Origin of the sequence: Helicobacter bizzozeronii (genome assembly GCF_900196775.1) — a bacterium.
GTDB lineage: Bacteria > Campylobacterota > Campylobacteria > Campylobacterales > Helicobacteraceae > Helicobacter > Helicobacter bizzozeronii.
Genome location: NZ_FZLB01000022.1, coordinates 19,817 through 37,115, shown reverse-complemented (window position 1 = coordinate 37,115; position 17,299 = coordinate 19,817). Strand labels below are relative to the sequence as shown.

Here is a 17,299-nt window from a genome sequence, read left to right as displayed (position 1 = left end):
GCGTCAGAGGTGTATAGGAGACAGGGGGCTCCGGGGGTGGGTAAATCCACGCTTTTGCTTAAAGTAGCCGGGGGGTTAGCTGGCACGGGCTTAAGTGTCTTGTATGTGAGCGGGGAGGAGAGTGCTGGGCAGATTCGCTTAAGAGCCGATCGCTTGCAATGCGTGCAAGAAAAGTTGTATTTGCTCAATGAAATTGATTTAGACACGATCAAGGCGCATTTACTCGGGGCTAATTACGCTGTCTGTGTGATCGACTCGATTCAAACTTTATACTCCAGTGCGATTAGCTCGGCTCCGGGCTCCATCTCTCAAGTGCGCGAAATCACCTTTGATCTGATGCGCCTTGCCAAGCAAGAGCAAATTGCCATTTTCATCATCGGGCACATCACTAAAGAGGGCTCGATTGCTGGACCTCGAGTTTTAGAGCACATGGTCGATGCCGTGCTCTACTTTGAGGGCGATCCTAGCAGGGAGCTTAGAATTTTACGCAGTTTTAAAAACCGCTTTGGAGCGACCAGCGAGGTGGGCATTTTTGAAATGCACACAGAGGGGCTGATGAGCGCTAAAGAGGCTTCTAAGCTCTTTTTCTCCCAACAGCAAAGCCTAGCAGGCAGTGCTTTAAGTGTGGTGCTAGAGGGCTCGCGCGCGCTCATTTTAGAAATTCAGGCTTTGGTGTGTGAGAGCTCTTTAGCTAATCCTAAACGCCTAGCCACTAGCTTTGATACCAACCGCTTGCACATGCTCTTAGCTTTGTTAGAGAAAAAGCTAGAAATCCCGCTAAACCGCTACGATGTCTTTATCAATGTGTCCGGGGGGATTAAAATTAGTGAAACCAGCGCGGATTTAGCCGTGATTGCGAGCATTTTATCCAGCTTTCGCAATCGCCCTATCAGCAATAAAACCGCCTTTATTGGGGAGGTGGGGCTCACTGGCTCTGTGCAAGAAGTGCCCAATTTAAATATCCGCCTTAAAGAGATGGAGAATTACGGCTTTTTAAAGGCGATTGTGCCCAAAAGGCCCAATTTAAAAACCCCTATTGCTTGCTATGAAGCTAAGGATGTGTCCCAAATCATTGAGTGGATGTGAGTCAGGGTTTTAACATCTTTTTGGCAGAAATCCCACTCTAGCAAATGCGTCGCATTTGTTTTAGCGGGTGGGATGAATGCCACTAATTTGTGGTATAATGTCCCCATACATTCGTATCTACGGCAGGAAGTGCCGAAAGTTACGCCTTTGGAGATATGATGTGTGAGACCTGTAGGGAATGCGTTGGAGCTCAAACTCTGTAAAATCCCTACTATAGGGACACAGAGTGAGAACCAAACTCTCCCTACGGGCAACATCAGCCTAGGAAGCCCAAATGTCTTTAGCATTTGGGTACTTCACCACCCCATTATGCCAACTCATCCAAGCCCTTTAGCTGGGCTGACCCCAGCGTTGCTCGATCTTGCCAAAACGCCAAATTCCATAGGATATCGCCCACACCAGCACAAACAAGCCCACCAAGTAATACCCCAAATCCCCAAAATCCAAATTTTTAAGATACCCTAGCAACCCGCTAAATTCCCAATGCATTTTTTGGCTCAGCACTTGGAACAGCTCAATTAAGCCAATCACCAATGCCACCAACACGCTTAGGGTTGTGATCGTGATGTTGTAATAAATCTTGCGCAAGGGCGTTTTAAAAGCCCAATCATAGGCTTTGACCATAAATATCCCATCACAAGTATCAAATAAACTCATCCCCGCTGCAAAGAGGAGCGGCAAAGAGAGCATGCCCAACACACTGGTTTTAATCGCCCCTCCAGAGAGTGATAACAACGCAATTTCACTGGCTGTATCAAAACCCAAACCAAATAAAAACCCAATCGGGTAGATGTGCCAACTCTTAGACACAAAGGCAAAGAGGGGTTTAAAAAAACGATTCATCAAGCCCCGCTCTTGCAAGAGGGCTTCTAGGGCTTCTTGGTTATACGAACTGCTTTGGCTTTGCTTGAAGACTTTAAAAAGATCGATGAGGATAAAGACATTAAATAGCCCCACTAAGAGCAAGAACAGACCCGAAACCAAAGTGCCCACCACGCCCCCCACTTCCCTAAGTGCGGGGGTGTGGGTGTCCATCCAGTGGATCGCAAACACACTCACAATCGTAGCCAAGATCACCACGCTAGAATGCCCCATAGAAAAGTAAAACCCAACCCCCATGGCATTTTGTTTCTGCTGGGAGAGTTTGCGGATCGTGTTGTCAATACAGGCAATGTGATCGGCATCAAAGGCATGCCTAGAGCCTAGCATGTAAGCCGTGCCCGCTAGGGCGTAAAACTTAATATCCCCGGATAAAAACAAGAGCGACAAGCCCAAAACATGTAAAAAAATAATTGCCAAAGCATAGGGAAACCACGAACGCATGCAACAACCTTATTTTTCAAAATTTGCCCTATTAAATCTGCAAAAAGGATTAACACAGGATTAACACGAATAATACTATAATGGAGCGTTTTGTGTGCTTTAAGATGATAAAAAGGAGATTGATGATCGGACGGCTTTTTTGGGTGGCTCTCTTGGCTGTGCAAGTCTTTGCCAGCACCCCTAAAAACACCATTGTGATCGGGATTGAAAATGAAACCACGCGCATTAACCCACTCTTTGATGCCGACCATGACAGCGCGCTAGACTTTGTCTTTAGCGGGCTGACACGCTTTAGCCCGGAGATGAAAATTGAGCCAGACCTAGCAAAAAGTTGGGCGGTGAGCACAGATGGGCTGGTTTGGACTTTCAAGCTAAGAGAAGATGCACTTTGGCATGACGGGCAGAAATTTAGCGCTCAGGATGTCAAATTCACCATTGAGCAAGCCCTCAATGACAAGCTCAACGCGCCCGCACGGGCTAGCTTTGAGGCGATTAAAAGCATAGAGGTCTTAAGCCCTTATAGCCTTAGAATCACGCTTAAAGCCCCCTACCCTGCCTTGCTAGATGCCTTGAGCATGGGCATGTTGCCCAAGCACCTCTTAGAGGGCAAGGACTTAAACACCAATCCCTACAACCAACACCCCATTGGCACGGGCCCCTTTAAATTTGCCAAATGGCAAAAGGGGAGTTATATTGCCTTTGTGGCCAACGAACATTTTTACAGGGGCAAGCCTAAAGCCCAAAAGGTGATCTTAAAAATCGTGCCCGATTACAATGTGCGCACCTATGAGATCAAAAATGGGTCTTTAGATGTGGCGTTGGTTGAACCCAACTTAGTTAAGGCACTCCAATCCAACCCCCACATTAAGATCATGGATATTAAGAGTGCGGATTACCGCGCCTTGATGTTTAACTTCCACAACCCATTATTAAAATCGCTAGCGGTGCGCCAAGCGATCAATTATGCAATCAATAAGGAGCTCATCGCCCATAAGATTTTGCATGGTTATGGGTTTGTGGCTAATAATCCTATCCAAGCTAGTTGGGCTAATGATGCTCATGCCAAAGGCTACCCCTATGATCCCAAAAGAGCCCAAGAGATTTTAATGAAAGATGGCTGGGAGCTTCAAAATGGGGTGTTTTACAAGCAGGGCAAACCCTTAGAATTTGATATTTATGCGTTTAATAGCGATCCGCTCCGGGTTACTTTAGCCAATATCTTGCAAAGCGAGTTAGCAAAAGTGGGGATCAAGGCGCATGCCATTGCCAAAAACCATGGGGCATTTGAGATTGACAAGGTGGATAGTTTCATCATTGGCTGGGGCAGTCCGCTTGATCCAGACACCCAAACTTACCGCGTGTTTAGCTCTAAGATGGATGCCAGCTTGAATGCCAATGGCTGGAATTACAACCACTATAGCGATAAGACAGTTGATGAGGCTTTGCTACAAGCACGCAGCACGGATAATACCGCCAAACGCAAATTTTGGTATGCCCAATTTATCCAAGCCTTGCACAATGATCCCCCCTTTGCCTTTTTGGTCTATCTGCGCTACCCCTTAGCTTATAGCGATCGCATCCATGGGATCAAACCCACCATTTTAGGGCACCATGGGGCGCGCTTCACGCATAATGTCGCCGAGTGGAGTAAGGATTAGTGCTTTTTTGGGTTAAGCGAATCGGGGGGGCTTTGCTCCTCTTGTTTGTCTTTAGCTTTGTGATCTTTGTGATGTTGCATTTTTCAAGTGCCAATGTGGTTTCTGGGGTTTATGGGGATAGTATCCAAGCCCTTAACCCTGCAATCAAGGCGCGCATGATCGCTAATTTGGGGCTGGATCGCCCCTTGTGGATGCGTTATTTGGTGTGGCTAAAGCAAAGCTTGCATGGGGATTTTGGCGTTAGTTTTGCCAGTGGGGAGAGTGTAGCCGCCATTATTAAAGAGCGCTTGCCCTATACTCTGATCTTAGGGCTGACAAGTTTTATCCTTAGTTTTGTGCTGGCTGTCATCTTGGGGGTGCTGAGCGCATTGTTTAAGGGTTCTTGGCTGGATAGGGGGGTGATGTTGGTTACTTTGGGCTTTTTTAGTATCCCTAATTTTTGGCTAGGCTCGATTTTGATTATGTTTTTTAGCGTCCTTTTAGGGGTTTTGCCAAGCTCTGGGGTCTATGAATTAGGGGGTGATGAGAGTTTGGGCGATTTGGTGCGCCATCTGATCTTACCCATTGCCACGCTCACCTTGTCGCATTTGGCAATTTATACGCGTTTGGTGCGTAGCGTGGTGCTGGAGAGTTTGCAAGAACCCTTTGTGGCTAGTTACCGCTCATGGGGGGTGAGTGAAAAGATCATCCAATTTAGATTGGTGTTGCGTTATTCCTTGCTCCCCGTTATTAGCTATTTTGGTGCCAATGCGGCTGGGATTTTGGGGGGGACTTACATTGTAGAGAGCGTGTTTTCTATTGGGGGCTTGGGGAGCACCACCATTAATGCGCTTTTGAGTAAGGATTACCCCCTAGCCCTTAGCATTATTTTACTCAGCACCATCGTCGTCGTGCTCTTTAATCTCATCGTGGAGATCATGGCTAAAATTTTAAACCCCAGATGGCAAGCATGAAAAAAATTTTGATTTGGGGCGCGCTCCTCTTAGGGGGGCTTTTTTTGCTCCCTTTTTTAGCCCCCTTTGATCCGTCTCAAGTGGATTTAACCCAGCTCAAATCCCCCCCCAGTGGCAAACACCTACTAGGCACGGATTTTTTAGGTCGTGATGAACTCTCACGGCTCTTTTTTGCGTTAAGAACCTCCGTATTCATTGGGCTTTTAAGCGGGGTGTTGGCTATGATCATCGCCTTTGCCTATGCCTTCTTGGCTCTCAATGCGCCCAAAATGATCCAATCCTTGCTTTTGCGTTTTTTAGATGGGTTTTTATCCCTGCCTAATCTCTTGCTTATCTTGCTTTTTAGCGCATTTAACCAGCGTGCCTTTGGCATGCTGGGCTTAAGTTTGCTTTTGGCGGTGTTTTCATGGGGGAGTGTGGCGAAGGTGATTTATGATGAATTTAGCAATATTGCCACCCGTGAGTTCATTTTGAATGAAAAGGCTTTGGGGGCGGGGCGTTTGGCGATCATGTTTGATCAAATCTTGCCTGTGGCTAAAAGTGCGGTCTTTGTGCTTTTTATTAATACTTGTGCGCATGCCATCAGTGCGGAAGCTCTGTTGAGTTTCTTTGGTTTGGGGTTGATGGTGGGGGAGGCTAGTTTGGGCAATATGCTCAATGAAGCCTCCCAAGCCATTTTTACGGGGGTGTGGTGGCTGGTCTTAACCCCGGGGCTGGCTGTTTTTGGGATTGTCTTTGGCTTAATGCTCTTAGGGGAGCGGGTGCAAAAACATGGTTGAGATCGCCCACTTAAATATCTTTGCCCCCAAAAACCAAATCTTGCATGATGTGGGTTTTAGCACGCAAGCGCATTTGGCGATCTTAGGGAGTAGCGGGAGTGGCAAAAGCACGCTGGCTAAGGCGATCTGTGGCATTTTGCCCCACCACCTCAAAGCCCAATACAGCAAGCTTGCCACCAATGGGCGCGCAGGCTATGTTTTCCAAGATTGTATCAGTTGCTTTTTCCCCTACCTTAAGATTAAAGACACTTTCCAGATGGTCTTAAAAGATAAGATCGCCCACATACAACCCATTTTTGAACGGCTACATATCCCCCCTAAGGTGTGGGAGCTCTACCCTTACGAGCTTAGTCGGGGCATGGCAAGCCGTATCCAAATTGCGCTCAATCTTGCCCTAGAGGCACAAATTCTTGTATTAGATGAAGTTACTAGCTCCCTAGATAGCGCTAATACTAAGAGCGTGCTTGAATTGCTCTTGCAATTAGAAACCCAAAGGCTGGTGATCACCCACGATGAAGAGGTCGCTTACGCGCTCTGTGAAGAGGTTTTGGTGCTAGAGAGTGGGCGGATCACTTATTTTGGGGATAAAATGGGGTATTTTTCATGAGTTTAGACATCCAGCACTTAGAAAAATCCTATGGCAATTATGCGATTTTAAAGAATATTAGCTTTTGTGTTAAAAGCGGGGAGAGTGTGGCATTATTGGGGAGTAGCGGGAGTGGGAAAAGCACGCTGGCTAAGTGCATTGCTAGGCTAGAAAGTTTTCATAGCGGGCAGATTTTATGCGATCAAAAAAATATCCTAGACTTCCCCGAAAAAGCCTTTCGACAAACAATCCAATATGTTTTTCAAGATCAATTAAGCGCGCTCAATCCGGCTAAATTAGTCAAGCACCTTTTAGCCAGCGTGTGTAAGCGTTTTGGCATCCAAGAGGATTTAGCACAAACCATGCAGCAAGCCAAACTGCCCCCCGCACTTTTAGAACGCTACCCTAGTGAGCTGAGTGGGGGTGAAAGACAAAGACTGGGCATTGCGCGCACCATGCTCATTAAGCCTAAAGTCTTGCTCTTAGATGAGATCACCAGCGCACTGGATAAAAAATTGAAATATGAGATCATGGATGTATTGATGGCTTACCAAGAACGCTATAAAACCACCATGATCGCCATCACGCACGATAAAGCCATCGCCCAAAAATACTTCACTCGCCACCTTGTGATCGAGGGGGGGAGGCTGGTGGAGTGATGGGGGTTAGCCCCCCCTTATTTGCCCAAAAACTCCTGAATGGCTTGGGCTTTGTCGGTTTGCTCCCAGCTAAAGCCCTCACGCCCAAAATGCCCGTAAGTGGCGGTGGGTCTGTAAATGGGGCGCAAGAGATCCAAACTTTGCATGATCCCCTTAGGCGTGAGTTTGAAAAGAGCGCGCACGCATGATTCAAGCTGTTGGGGGCTGTGCTTGCTAGTGCCATGCGTATTGACATAGACAGACACGGGTTCTACTATGCCAATGGCATAGGCAAGCTGGATAGTCGCCCTAGCACAAACCCCGCTGGCCACCAAGTTTTTAGCGATGTAGCGCGCCATGTAAGCCGCACTGCGATCCACTTTGGAAGGGTCTTTACCGCTAAACGCCCCACCCCCATGCGGGCAACTCCCCCCATAAGTATCCACGATGATTTTGCGCCCGGTCAAACCCGCATCGCCTTGAGGACCGCCGATCACAAATTTCCCGGTCGGGTTGATGTGGTAGGTGATGTTGTCATTTAAAAATTCTTTGGGGAGGACTTTATAGACAATCTCTTCAATCACCGCTTCTCTGAGGCGTTTTTGATCGATCTCAGGGCTATGCTGGGTGGAGACCACGATAGTATCCACCCCCACAGGCTTATGCCCCTCATAGCGGATGGTAACCTGTGCCTTCCCATCGGGGCGCAAAAAGGGCAAGGTTGCGCTTTTTCTAGCACTGGCTAATTCGGAGGTGATGGCATGGGCTAGGTGGATGGCTAGGGGCATGTAAGCAGGAGTCTCATCGCACGCATAGCCAAACATCAGCCCTTGATCGCCCGCACCCACCTCCCCATCGGCACGATCCACGCCTTGATTAATATCTGGACTTTGCTCGCCAATCCCGTTGAGCACGGCCGCACTGCGGTAATCAAAGCCATAAAGCGCATCGGTGTAGCCAATGTCTTTGACCACAGAGCGTGCGATCTCTTGCATGGGGGCATAGACCCGTGTTTTAAGCTCACCAGTGATGATGCAAAAGCCATTGGCTAGCAAGGTCTCGCACGCCACGCGCGCATGCGGGTCGCGCTCAATAATGTAGTCTAAAATGGCATCGCTGATTTGGTCCGCCATCTTATCAGGGTGTCCCTCTGTAACCGATTCAGAGGTGAAAAGATAAGCCCCCATGATCAGCCCTGCATTTGGGCGGCCACTTCAGCAGCAAAATCCCCGCTCTTTTTCTCCACACCCTCGCCCACTTCAAAACGCACATAGGCACTGATTGCCAAATCATCATGGAGTTGCGCGCCTTTTTCTTGGAGGACTTGTGCGATGGTCTTTTTATCGTCCATCACAAAAAACTGCCCTAGCAAGGTGAGGCGTTGATCTAATAGAGTGTTATCAGCCATGAATCGTTCCATCTTGCCCGGAATGATCTTATCAAAGATTTTCTCAGGCTTGCCCTCTGCTTTGAGTTGCGCTTTAAACTCCTCCTCTTGGGCTTGGAGCACGGCGGGGGTGAGCTCTACCATGCTCACAAACTTAGGGATATGCTTTAAGGGCTTGCCTAAGCGCTTAAATTCCTCATTTTCCTTTTCAATCTCAGCCACTAAGGCTAATTTTTCTTGGGCGATAAACTCGGGGCTAAAGGCGTGGTGATCGAGAACAACGGGTTTCATCGCAGCGGCATGCATGGCAATTTGGCGGGCTAGCTCCCTTAAAGCGGGCGTGTTTTTGGGGTCTTTGTGGGCGATTTTAATGATCGCACCCACTCTGTGATTAGCATGCAAATAGGCATTCAGGGCTTCATTGTGTTTTGCTTGCACGCAAGCCAAACGCCGCACCACAATATTTTCTCCAATTTTAGCCACCGCCGCATGCAAATAATCTTGGAATTTTTCACCCCCCACACAAGCCTGATAGAGTTCTTCCACGCTTTGGGCGTTAGAAGACTTAGCCACCTCTAGGCTTTGACTCACCAAAGTTTTAAAGTTCTCGTTTTTAGCTACAAAATCGGTTTCGCTATTGATCTCTAACATGGTGGCTTGGGCTTCATGGACATCTAGGGCAATCACGCCCTCGCTAGCCAGTCTATCTGCCTTTTTAATCGCCTTACTCAAGCCCTTTTGGCGCAGGTATTCTAAAGATTTTTCCAAATCCCCCCCACATTCCACCAACGCCTTTTTGCAATCCATCATGGGCGCATCGCTCATTTCCCGTAGTTGCTTGACTTGGGCGGCACTAATTGCTGTGCTCATCTTGCCCTCCTTCTAATTGCAATTCTTCTAGTAATTCTGCTTGTTCTAATTCGCTGGCGTGTTCGACTTCCTCAACTTCTTCTGTGGATCGCCCCACCAACTCACGCCCTTCCGTGATCGCCTCTGCTATTTCTTTACAAAAAAGCCGAATAGATCGAATCGCATCGTCATTGCCCGGAATGGGGTAATCCACTAAATCGGGATCGCAATTGGTGTCTAGGGGGGCGATGATGGGGATACCAAGGCGGCGTGCCTCCGCCACGGCGATTTTTTCTTTCACCACATCCACGATAAACATCATATCGGGCATTTTTTTCATGTGGCGCACTCCACCTAGATATTTTTCTAATTTCTCTTTTTTGCGCAAGATCATGAGCTTTTCTTTTTTGGTGAGTAAATCAATCTGCCCGCTGCTCTCCATCTCCTCCATGATCTCTAACTTACGCACGGACTTTCTAATGGTGCTAAAATTGGTGAGCATCCCACCTAGCCAGCGGTAATTGACATAGGGGACATTGACCTGCATGGCATATTCCTTGAGCGCATCGCTGGCTTGCTTTTTAGTGCCCACAAACATAATGGTCTTGCCCTCTGCACTAGCATCACGCACGATATTATAGGTGTAGCGGAAGTAACGCAAAGTTTTTTGCAAGTCGATGATGTGGATGTTCTTGCGCACGCCAAAGATAAAGCGCGCTGTCTTAGGATTCCAACGCCGTGTTTGGTGCCCAAAATGCACCCCACATTCTAATAAATCTTTCATGGTGATCATTCTTTACTCCTTAAAGTTTGCCTCCACGCTTTGACGATCACTTTAAGCTAAAGCGTGTGCGGGATTTTAAAACAAAAGCTAAAACCAAAACGAAAATCTAAAAAGCCCCCCAAGGGGGCAAGACGCATTAGTGGCTAATGCGTTCATCTCTCCCATGGTCTCTATGGGGGTGTTCGTGGCGATCACGGCGATCGGCGTGGGGATGCCCGTGTGGGTGATGGGGGTGTTCTGGATGGCGATCCACGCTATGATCTCTGCGATCTTTCATGGTGTGTGGGTTGCCTTTGCTGCCTACATAGGTGATATTGCCATGCGCATCAATGTCGTAAGCTTGTCCAAAACCTTTCACAAAGCGACCCCTGATGAAGTCTAGTTTGATGAGATGGAAATCTTGCATGTGGCGGATGGTTTCTAAACCACGACCTTTGCCATGTTTTTGGATGAAGTTATCATAAACACGATCAAACTCAGCACCTCTTTCCATGAAAGTAACACGAGTCCTGTAGCGCAAGCGGCGGCGCAGAATGGGGGATTTGGCGACCGCTTCATCTTCTAAGAACATGATTTCAACATTGTCAGGGTGGGCTTTGATGCTATTGAAGTGTTCAGCCACTTCGCTCACATAAATGTAGAATTGCCTCCTACCATCGCGATCATCAAACAGAAGTGCGCTGTAAGAACAGATCACTTCATTTTCAGGGCTCAAGCTAGCGATGCAGACGGTGCTAAAGCTTTCTCTAAAACGCTCTAAATCCGCACGCACTTCGTCCATATCGGTGGTTTTGGCAAGTGATCGGCACATTTCGATGATCGCATCTTTAACGCCCTCAACGCTCTCAACTTTAGCGGGGAAGTCAATCCTTAGCATTGATTCTCTGCCATCCACCACATAAACGATGTCCATGCCACCCATATCCGCATTTTTCATGCGAACATCGCGTGCACCTCTAACTTGACCGAACTTGGCTAGCAACGCCTCCATGTCTGGCACATGATTTTCATTCATATGCTTAACAATGAAACTAATATCCATCTAAAACTCCTCGTAGTATTTTTAAGGCTTCTTATTATATCATTAAATCTACAAATATATAGTTAATTTTAGTGTCTATTGTTTATTTTTTTCACAAAGGTTAGGCATGGTGCATGTCATTTTGAGCGGGGGGAGTGGGAAAAGGCTCTGGCCCCTGAGTCGTTCGCATTTCCCCAAGCAATTTTTAAAACTCTATGATTCCAAGAGTCTTTTTGGGCTGGCTTTAGATCGTTTGGATCACCCTCAGGCGCGTTTTTTGGTAGTGTGCAATGAAACGCATTACTTCCATGCCCTAGAGGAGATGAGTCTAGCCCATGTAGAAGATCGCAGCGATTTTTTATTGGAGAGCACCCCTAAAAACACCATGAACGCCTTGATCTTGGCAAGTTTGGCATGCAATTTGGAGGAAATCTTAGTGATAAGCCCCACCGATCACCTCATGGACAAGTGCGCTTTTCAAAGTGCCCTAGAAGTGGCGATCCAACACGCTAAAGAGGGCAAGATCATGCTCTTTGGGATAGATCAAGAGCCCAGTAGCCAATATGGCTTGATCACATGCGCCCCGCTTGAGGGGGAGATCGCCCCCGTGCTAGGCTTTGTTGAAAAGCCCAGCCCTGCTCAGATCGCCCAACTTAAAGCCCCAGCACAAGGGCGTTTTTACACCAATAGCGGCATGTTTGTCTTTAAGGCAGGCGTGTTTTTGCAAGCCTGCGCCCAACATGCCCCCCACATGCTCCAAGCTTGCCAAGAGGTCTTCAAACAAGCCAAACGCCTACCCCATATTATCAAATGTGAAACCCAGCACTTGCTAGAGGGGGGGAGCGTGGATGTGTGCTTGTGGCAAAAATGCCCTGATCTCTTTGTTGTGCCCCTAAAGGCTAATTGGCGTGATGTGGGGCATTTTACAAGCCTGAAACAAAGTTTGCCAGCAGACAGCCAGCACAACACCCCCCACACCTCTAAGCCAGTTCTTTTTGAGCACGCCACGCATAATTATGTCTATAGCCACAAATTCAGTGCTTTGTTGGGCGTGCATGGCTTGGTGGTGGTGGATACTAAAGATGGCTTGCTCATTGCCCACCAAGATCACCTAGACAAGCTCCCCACTTTGCTTACACAGATCACCCAAAAACACCCCGATCTGGTGCATAACTACCCCCTAGAATACCGCCCTTGGGGGAGTTTTGAGGTTTTGCTAGAATGCCCCTTTTTTAAGGTCAAACTTTTAAAGATCACGCCCCATAAACGCTTGAGCTTGCAAAGACACCAGCATAGAAGCGAGCATTGGGTTGTTGTGGAGGGGGTGGCTAGCGTGGTGGTGGGGGATCGGTGTTTGCAAGTGGAGACCAATGAAAGCGTGTTTATCAAGCAGGGGCAAATCCACCGCTTAGGCAATGACACTAATGAGGCGCTCACCATTTTAGAAGTGCAATGCGGTGCATGCCTAGATGAAAGCGACATTGAACGCTTAGAAGATGACTACAAACGCCCCTAAAGGAAGAAAATGAAAAAAGTTGCTTTGATTACTGGGATTACCGGACAAGATGGGAGTTATCTAGCCCGCCATTTACTCAACTTGGGCTATGAGGTGCATGGGATTAAAAGGCGTAGTTCTTCATTTAACACTGCCCGAATCGATGCCATTTATGAGGATGTGCATAGTAGCCATGCTAATTTTTTCTTGCACTATGGAGACTTGACCGATTCCTCTAATATGATCGCCTTGATCGCCAAGATCAAGCCCGATGAAATCTACAATCTAGCCGCACAAAGCCATGTGCAGGTTTCTTTTGAGATGCCCGAATACACGGCTAATGTGGATGCCCTAGGGACCTTGCGGATTTTAGAGGCGATGCGTCTGCTAAGTCTTAAGAACACCCGTTTTTACCAAGCCAGCACCTCCGAGCTTTATGGGGAAGTCTTGCAAACACCCCAGAATGAAAACACCCCCTTTAACCCCAGAAGTCCCTATGCAGCCGCCAAACTCTATGGTTACTATATCACCAAAAATTACCGCGAGGCTTATGGGTTTTTTGCACTCAATGGGATTTTATTTAACCATGAAAGCCCTGTGCGGGGGGAAACTTTTGTTACCCGCAAGATCACGATGGCGATTGCGCGCATGTTGCACGGCTTGCAGGAATGCCTGTTCTTGGGGAATTTGGATGCCAAACGCGACTATGGGCATGCCAAAGATTATGTGGTGGCGATGCATTTGATGTTGCAACACCACACGCCTATAGATTATGTCGTTGCCAGTGGCAAGACCTTGAGTATCCGTGAGTTTGCACGGGCTTGCTTTGAAAAGGTGGGCGTGATCGTGGAATTCCAAGGTCAGGGCTTAGATGAGGTGGGCGTGGTGGTCGATCTCAAACAAAGCCCCCTTGTAGATTTCCCCCACCCCTTAAGCCCTAACCAAATTGTGTTGCGTGTGGATCCGCGTTATTTCCGCCCCACAGAAGTGGATTTATTGCTAGGCGATCCTAGCAAGATCGAGCGTGAGCTAGGTTGGAAACGCCAATTTGGGGTTGATGATCTCATTTTAGACATGCTAACAAGCGATTTGGCTCTAGCCAAAAAAGAAGCCTTGATCGCACGCACCTAGTGGGCAAAACGCCCAGGTTTTTTCCACCAACCCCGCCTATAAGCCCAATAAAAAATCCCCGCACGGGCGTAGGTCTCCACACAAATAACCACAAAAAGCCAGCGGACATGGTAGCCATGGTGGAGCAAAAAATACATGGGGATAATACGCAAAGACCACAGACTAAGCGTATTGATAAAAAGCGACACCTTCGCCATCCCCGCCCCTCTAAAAGTCCCATCTAGCACAAATAAACACGCCAAGGGCACTTGGGAAGCCCCCACAGCGACTAAATACCACCCCGCCACCTCCACAACCGCTAAATTATGCGTGAAAACCGATGCAAAGGGCTTGGCAAAGACCACCAACAAAACCCCCATCACGCCTAAAAATAACACGCCCATTTTTAAAGTGGTGCGGACATATTCTTGTGCCTTTTGGACTTGATTAGCCCCTAGATGTTGCCCCACCAAGACCATGCACGCAATGCTAAAGCCAAGGCCGGGCATGTAGCTAAAGCTCTCCACACGCAAGCCAATTTGCATGCCCGCTAGCACTTCATCGCCATAGCTAGCCACAAACTTAGAGATTAACGCCATGGAAAAGAGGGTTAAGAGCCTCTCAAATCCTGAGGGGTAGCCCACTTTCCAAGCCCGCTTGAAAAAGCCAAAATCAAAGGTCATGTGGAATCTAAGAGCTTTTTTCGTGGCTGTGGTGATTGCAAAGAGCATGGCTAATTCTAAAAACGCCACAATCACATTTGCCCATGCCGCCCCCTTGATTCCCAAGCGCACAAAGCCAAAGTCCCCAAAGATCAAGGCTTGGTTCAAAAACAAGCATAAAACACTCATCACCAGCTTAATTAAAAAGGGGGTGAGCGTGTCTGAGAAACTCGCCAATGCCGCCACCATCACATTTTTAATAAAAATAGCAGGCAAAGCAAGGACGAGGACATGCAAATATTCTTGTGCCAAATGATTAGCCTCATCTTTAAGCCCCATCCAATCCACAAAGCTAGACACCCCCAAAAAGCCCACCACGCCAGCCAAGCCACACAGCACACACGCCCCCAGTAAGATACTGCAATAGCCCACAGACACCAGCTCCATATCCTTTGCCCCCACCAAACGGCTAAGGGTCGCATTCGTGCCAATGTAAAATACAGAGTTGAGGGCATAAAATAAGAGCATGTATTGCAAACCCACCCCCATCGCCACAATGTGTGAATCTGAGAGTTTCCCCATAAAAAAGATGGAGACAGCCAAAACAAAGATTTCTAAAAAGTTATTCACCCCAGAGGGCAGGGCAAGGCTTAAAACCTTTTTGAGTCGCCACCAACGGATCGCCTTTATAATAGCAACGCTCCTAGTGTCCCAAAGATGATTAGGGGGATATTATAGACTAGGAAGGTCGGCAAACATGTATCATAAATATGGTTGTGTTGCCCATCGGCGTTCAAACCCGTTGTAGGACCTATGGTGCTATCAGAGGCAGGCGAGCCCGCATCGCCCAAAGCGGCTGCTATGCCCACCAATAAAATGGTTGCTGGCGTGCTAAAGCCAAGAGCTACGCACAGAGGGCAATAAAAGGTTGCAATGATGGGGAGTGTCCCAAAAGAAGTCCCAATACCGATGGTGATAAAAAGCCCAATACCCAACATCACCAATGCGCCCTCTAATTTGTTAGAGATTAACTTATCGGTTAAATGCACCAAATCGCTGATGGCATGGGTTTTTTGCAAGATTTCCCCAAAGCCAGCGGCTACCAACATCACAAACGCCACAAACGCCATGGATTTTACACCCTCATCAATCACGGCGTCCATGTCCTTCCACTTCACCACACGCCCCACCAACATCACCATCAAGCCAATCAACGCCCCTAAGGGCAAAGACCCCGTTTCAATCTGCACCATAAAGGCCAAAACAATCCCTAGCAAGGTCAAATAATCCTTACTGGTTAATTTCAAATCGTCCTGTGCGTGTATCTCCATGCGTTCTTGGTAAATACGGGGTTTGCGATACAGCACCAACACGGCAATAACCAAGCCAACCAACATCGCCAAACCCGAAATGGACATCACAGTCACCACTTGGGATAAGTTGGTGTGGATGCCATTTTGGACCAAATTATCCACAATCATGGTTTGGAAAATCAGCCCAAAGCCAGCCGGAATGGTCATGTAGGGTGCTTCCAAACCAAAGGTCAGCGCACAAGCCACCGCCCGCCGATCTAATTGCAAGCGATTCATCAAATGTAAAAGTGGGGGGATGAGAACGGGGATAAAAGCAATATGCACGGGGATTAAATTTTGTGAAAAACACGCAATGAAAGCGATCAAAAAACAAAAGATCGTGGCTTTTTGGTCCATCTTGCTAACCAATTTGTTTAACAAGACCTTGATCAAATTGCCACTCGAGATCGCCACTGCCAAAGCCCCCAAGAGCACATAACTCAAGGCTGTTTCTAAATTGCCCTGCATGCCCGCAATCATCATTTTAATGGTTTCTACAATGCTTAGTCCCCCCATTAGCCCAGCCACCAAGCTAGCCACCATGATCGCCAGTAAAATATTGAGTCGTGCCAAACTCAAAGCCACCATCACCAGCACAGACACTACCGCTGCATTTGTCAAAAGCATAACTTGATCCTTGTATTTTTTTAAAGTGTTTGCAAATGTTTTTTAAGTGTCTATGCTGGTCTCTTAGAGACCATGCGTGTGCGCCCGCTTGAGTGGATTAAGATTCATCGGCTACCCGCTTTAAGAGATCCCCATAAGCCTCGATACGCCGATCCCTAAAAAAAGGCCATATTTGGCGCGCCTGTGCGCTTTTTTGCAAATCAAGGCGCGCATATAAAATTTCCTCTTGCTCGCTTGCACATGCCAACTCCTCCCCAAAAGCCCCATAAATAAAACTGCTCCCAAAGAAGTTTAGCCCGCTGGTCTGCCCGGATAGGTCTTTTTCAACACCCACACGATTAGAGGTGATCACTGGCATGGCATTGGCGATACTATGCCCCCTTTGCACGCCCTTCCATGCCTCTCTTTGCAAGAGTTTATCGGCTACACTCTCGCTATCATCGCAAAACCACCCGATCGCACTGGGGTAAATCAACATATCCGCTTTTTTTAATGCCATGATTCGTGCCGCCTCAGGGAACCACTGATCCCAGCACACCAACACGCCTAAATTCCCCACACTGCTCGCAATGGGGGCGATAGCATCCCCGGGCGTGAAATAAAATTTTTCATAAAAACGCGGGTCGTCAGGGATATGCATTTTGCGCTGTTTGCCTAAAACGCGCCCATCAGCCTCAAAGACAACCGCCGTGTTGTGGAAAACCCCCTCCATGCGTTTTTCAAACAAAGAACCCACCAACACCACTTGATAATCCTTAGCCAAAGCACTTAAAAAAGTCATGTCCTCATCATAAAAACGCGCCCACTCAAAGTAACATGGGTCTTCATGCTGGCAAAAATACGGGTAGGGGTGTAATTCGGGCAAAACCACCAAGTTGAGATCGGGGTGTTGTTCTTTGGCTTTTTCAAGCATGCCCTGCGTGTGTTGCAAGGTCTTGACTCGATCGCCTTGGTAGGCGTGTTGCAAAATAGCGACCCCAATGTGCATG

Annotated in this window: 16 protein-coding genes; 8 read left to right on the top strand and 8 right to left on the bottom strand. The window is 47.8% G+C overall.

The window, feature by feature from the left end:
- Positions 1-1,086, top strand: a 1,086-nt coding sequence (radA, locus tag C5684_RS03215; protein ID WP_104639408.1) for a DNA repair protein RadA, incomplete at its 5' end; no start/stop codon positions are given.
- A 330-nt stretch (positions 1,087-1,416) separates the two neighbouring features.
- Here the strand turns inward: radA and C5684_RS03205 are convergent.
- Positions 1,417-2,409: a HoxN/HupN/NixA family nickel/cobalt transporter gene (locus C5684_RS03205; protein ID WP_104639403.1), complete on the bottom strand. Its 993-nt coding sequence runs from the start codon at positions 2,407-2,409 to the stop codon at positions 1,417-1,419.
- A gap of 122 nt (positions 2,410-2,531) precedes the next feature.
- On the opposite strand from C5684_RS03205, the gene C5684_RS03200 reads away from it, so the two are divergent.
- The 5 genes from C5684_RS03200 to C5684_RS03180 are packed head-to-tail and all read left to right on the top strand — an operon-like array spanning position 2,532 to position 7,044.
- Positions 2,532-4,067, top strand: coding sequence for an ABC transporter substrate-binding protein (locus C5684_RS03200; protein WP_104639402.1), 1,536 nt, complete (start codon positions 2,532-2,534; stop codon positions 4,065-4,067).
- Positions 4,067-5,020: an ABC transporter permease gene (locus C5684_RS03195; protein ID WP_104639401.1), complete on the top strand. Its 954-nt coding sequence runs from the start codon at positions 4,067-4,069 to the stop codon at positions 5,018-5,020. The genes C5684_RS03200 and C5684_RS03195 overlap by 1 nt, the downstream gene beginning before the upstream one ends.
- On the top strand, positions 5,017-5,799 hold the full coding sequence (locus tag C5684_RS03190; RefSeq protein ID WP_013889893.1) for an ABC transporter permease: 783 nt from the start codon (positions 5,017-5,019) through the stop codon (positions 5,797-5,799). Before C5684_RS03195 ends, C5684_RS03190 begins: the two co-directional genes overlap by 4 nt.
- Positions 5,792-6,406: an ATP-binding cassette domain-containing protein gene (locus tag C5684_RS09675; protein ID WP_104639400.1), complete on the top strand. Its 615-nt coding sequence runs from the start codon at positions 5,792-5,794 to the stop codon at positions 6,404-6,406. The genes C5684_RS03190 and C5684_RS09675 overlap by 8 nt, the downstream gene beginning before the upstream one ends.
- The gene (locus C5684_RS03180; protein WP_104639399.1) at positions 6,403-7,044 is read left to right on the top strand and encodes an ABC transporter ATP-binding protein; all 642 of its coding nucleotides are present in this window, start codon (positions 6,403-6,405) and stop codon (positions 7,042-7,044) included. The genes C5684_RS09675 and C5684_RS03180 overlap by 4 nt, the downstream gene beginning before the upstream one ends.
- A gap of 17 nt (positions 7,045-7,061) precedes the next feature.
- Here C5684_RS03180 and metK read toward each other — a convergent pair whose 3' ends face one another.
- From metK to C5684_RS03160, 4 genes are all read right to left on the bottom strand, one after another.
- Positions 7,062-8,210: a methionine adenosyltransferase gene (gene metK, locus C5684_RS03175; RefSeq protein WP_407645762.1), complete on the bottom strand. Its 1,149-nt coding sequence runs from the start codon at positions 8,208-8,210 to the stop codon at positions 7,062-7,064.
- Positions 8,211-8,212: 2 nt separating this feature from the next.
- Positions 8,213-9,280, bottom strand: coding sequence for a translation elongation factor Ts (gene tsf / locus C5684_RS03170; RefSeq protein WP_104639397.1), 1,068 nt, complete (start codon positions 9,278-9,280; stop codon positions 8,213-8,215).
- Complete coding sequence (gene rpsB, locus C5684_RS03165; protein WP_104639396.1) at positions 9,264-10,052, bottom strand: 30S ribosomal protein S2; 789 nt, start codon at positions 10,050-10,052, stop codon at positions 9,264-9,266. Before rpsB ends, tsf begins: the two co-directional genes overlap by 17 nt.
- A 127-nt stretch (positions 10,053-10,179) precedes the next feature.
- Positions 10,180-11,085, bottom strand: coding sequence for a HugZ family heme oxygenase (locus tag C5684_RS03160; protein WP_104639395.1), 906 nt, complete (start codon positions 11,083-11,085; stop codon positions 10,180-10,182).
- Between the two features lie 106 nt (positions 11,086-11,191).
- On the opposite strand from C5684_RS03160, the gene C5684_RS03155 reads away from it, so the two are divergent.
- Together C5684_RS03155 and gmd are read left to right on the top strand one after the other, a co-directional pair.
- Positions 11,192-12,580, top strand: coding sequence for a sugar phosphate nucleotidyltransferase (locus C5684_RS03155; RefSeq protein ID WP_104639394.1), 1,389 nt, complete (start codon positions 11,192-11,194; stop codon positions 12,578-12,580).
- Between the two features lie 9 nt (positions 12,581-12,589).
- Positions 12,590-13,690 (top strand): GDP-mannose 4,6-dehydratase, encoded by a 1,101-nt coding sequence (gmd, locus tag C5684_RS03150; RefSeq protein WP_104639393.1) that lies wholly within the window; start codon positions 12,590-12,592, stop codon positions 13,688-13,690.
- Here the strand turns inward: gmd and C5684_RS03145 are convergent.
- The 3 genes from C5684_RS03145 to C5684_RS03135 all read right to left on the bottom strand — a co-directional run bounded on the left by C5684_RS03145 (position 13,687) and on the right by C5684_RS03135 (position 17,298).
- On the bottom strand, positions 13,687-14,961 hold the full coding sequence (locus C5684_RS03145; RefSeq protein ID WP_104639392.1) for an MATE family efflux transporter: 1,275 nt from the start codon (positions 14,959-14,961) through the stop codon (positions 13,687-13,689). The two genes, gmd and C5684_RS03145, sit on opposite strands and share 4 nt — an antisense overlap.
- 56 nt (positions 14,962-15,017) lie before the next feature.
- Positions 15,018-16,310 (bottom strand): Na+/H+ antiporter family protein, encoded by a 1,293-nt coding sequence (locus C5684_RS03140; RefSeq protein WP_104639391.1) that lies wholly within the window; start codon positions 16,308-16,310, stop codon positions 15,018-15,020.
- Positions 16,311-16,407: 97 nt separating this feature from the next.
- Positions 16,408-17,298 (bottom strand): carbon-nitrogen hydrolase, encoded by an 891-nt coding sequence (locus C5684_RS03135; RefSeq protein WP_104639390.1) that lies wholly within the window; start codon positions 17,296-17,298, stop codon positions 16,408-16,410.
- Between the last annotated feature and the right edge of the window lies 1 nt (position 17,299).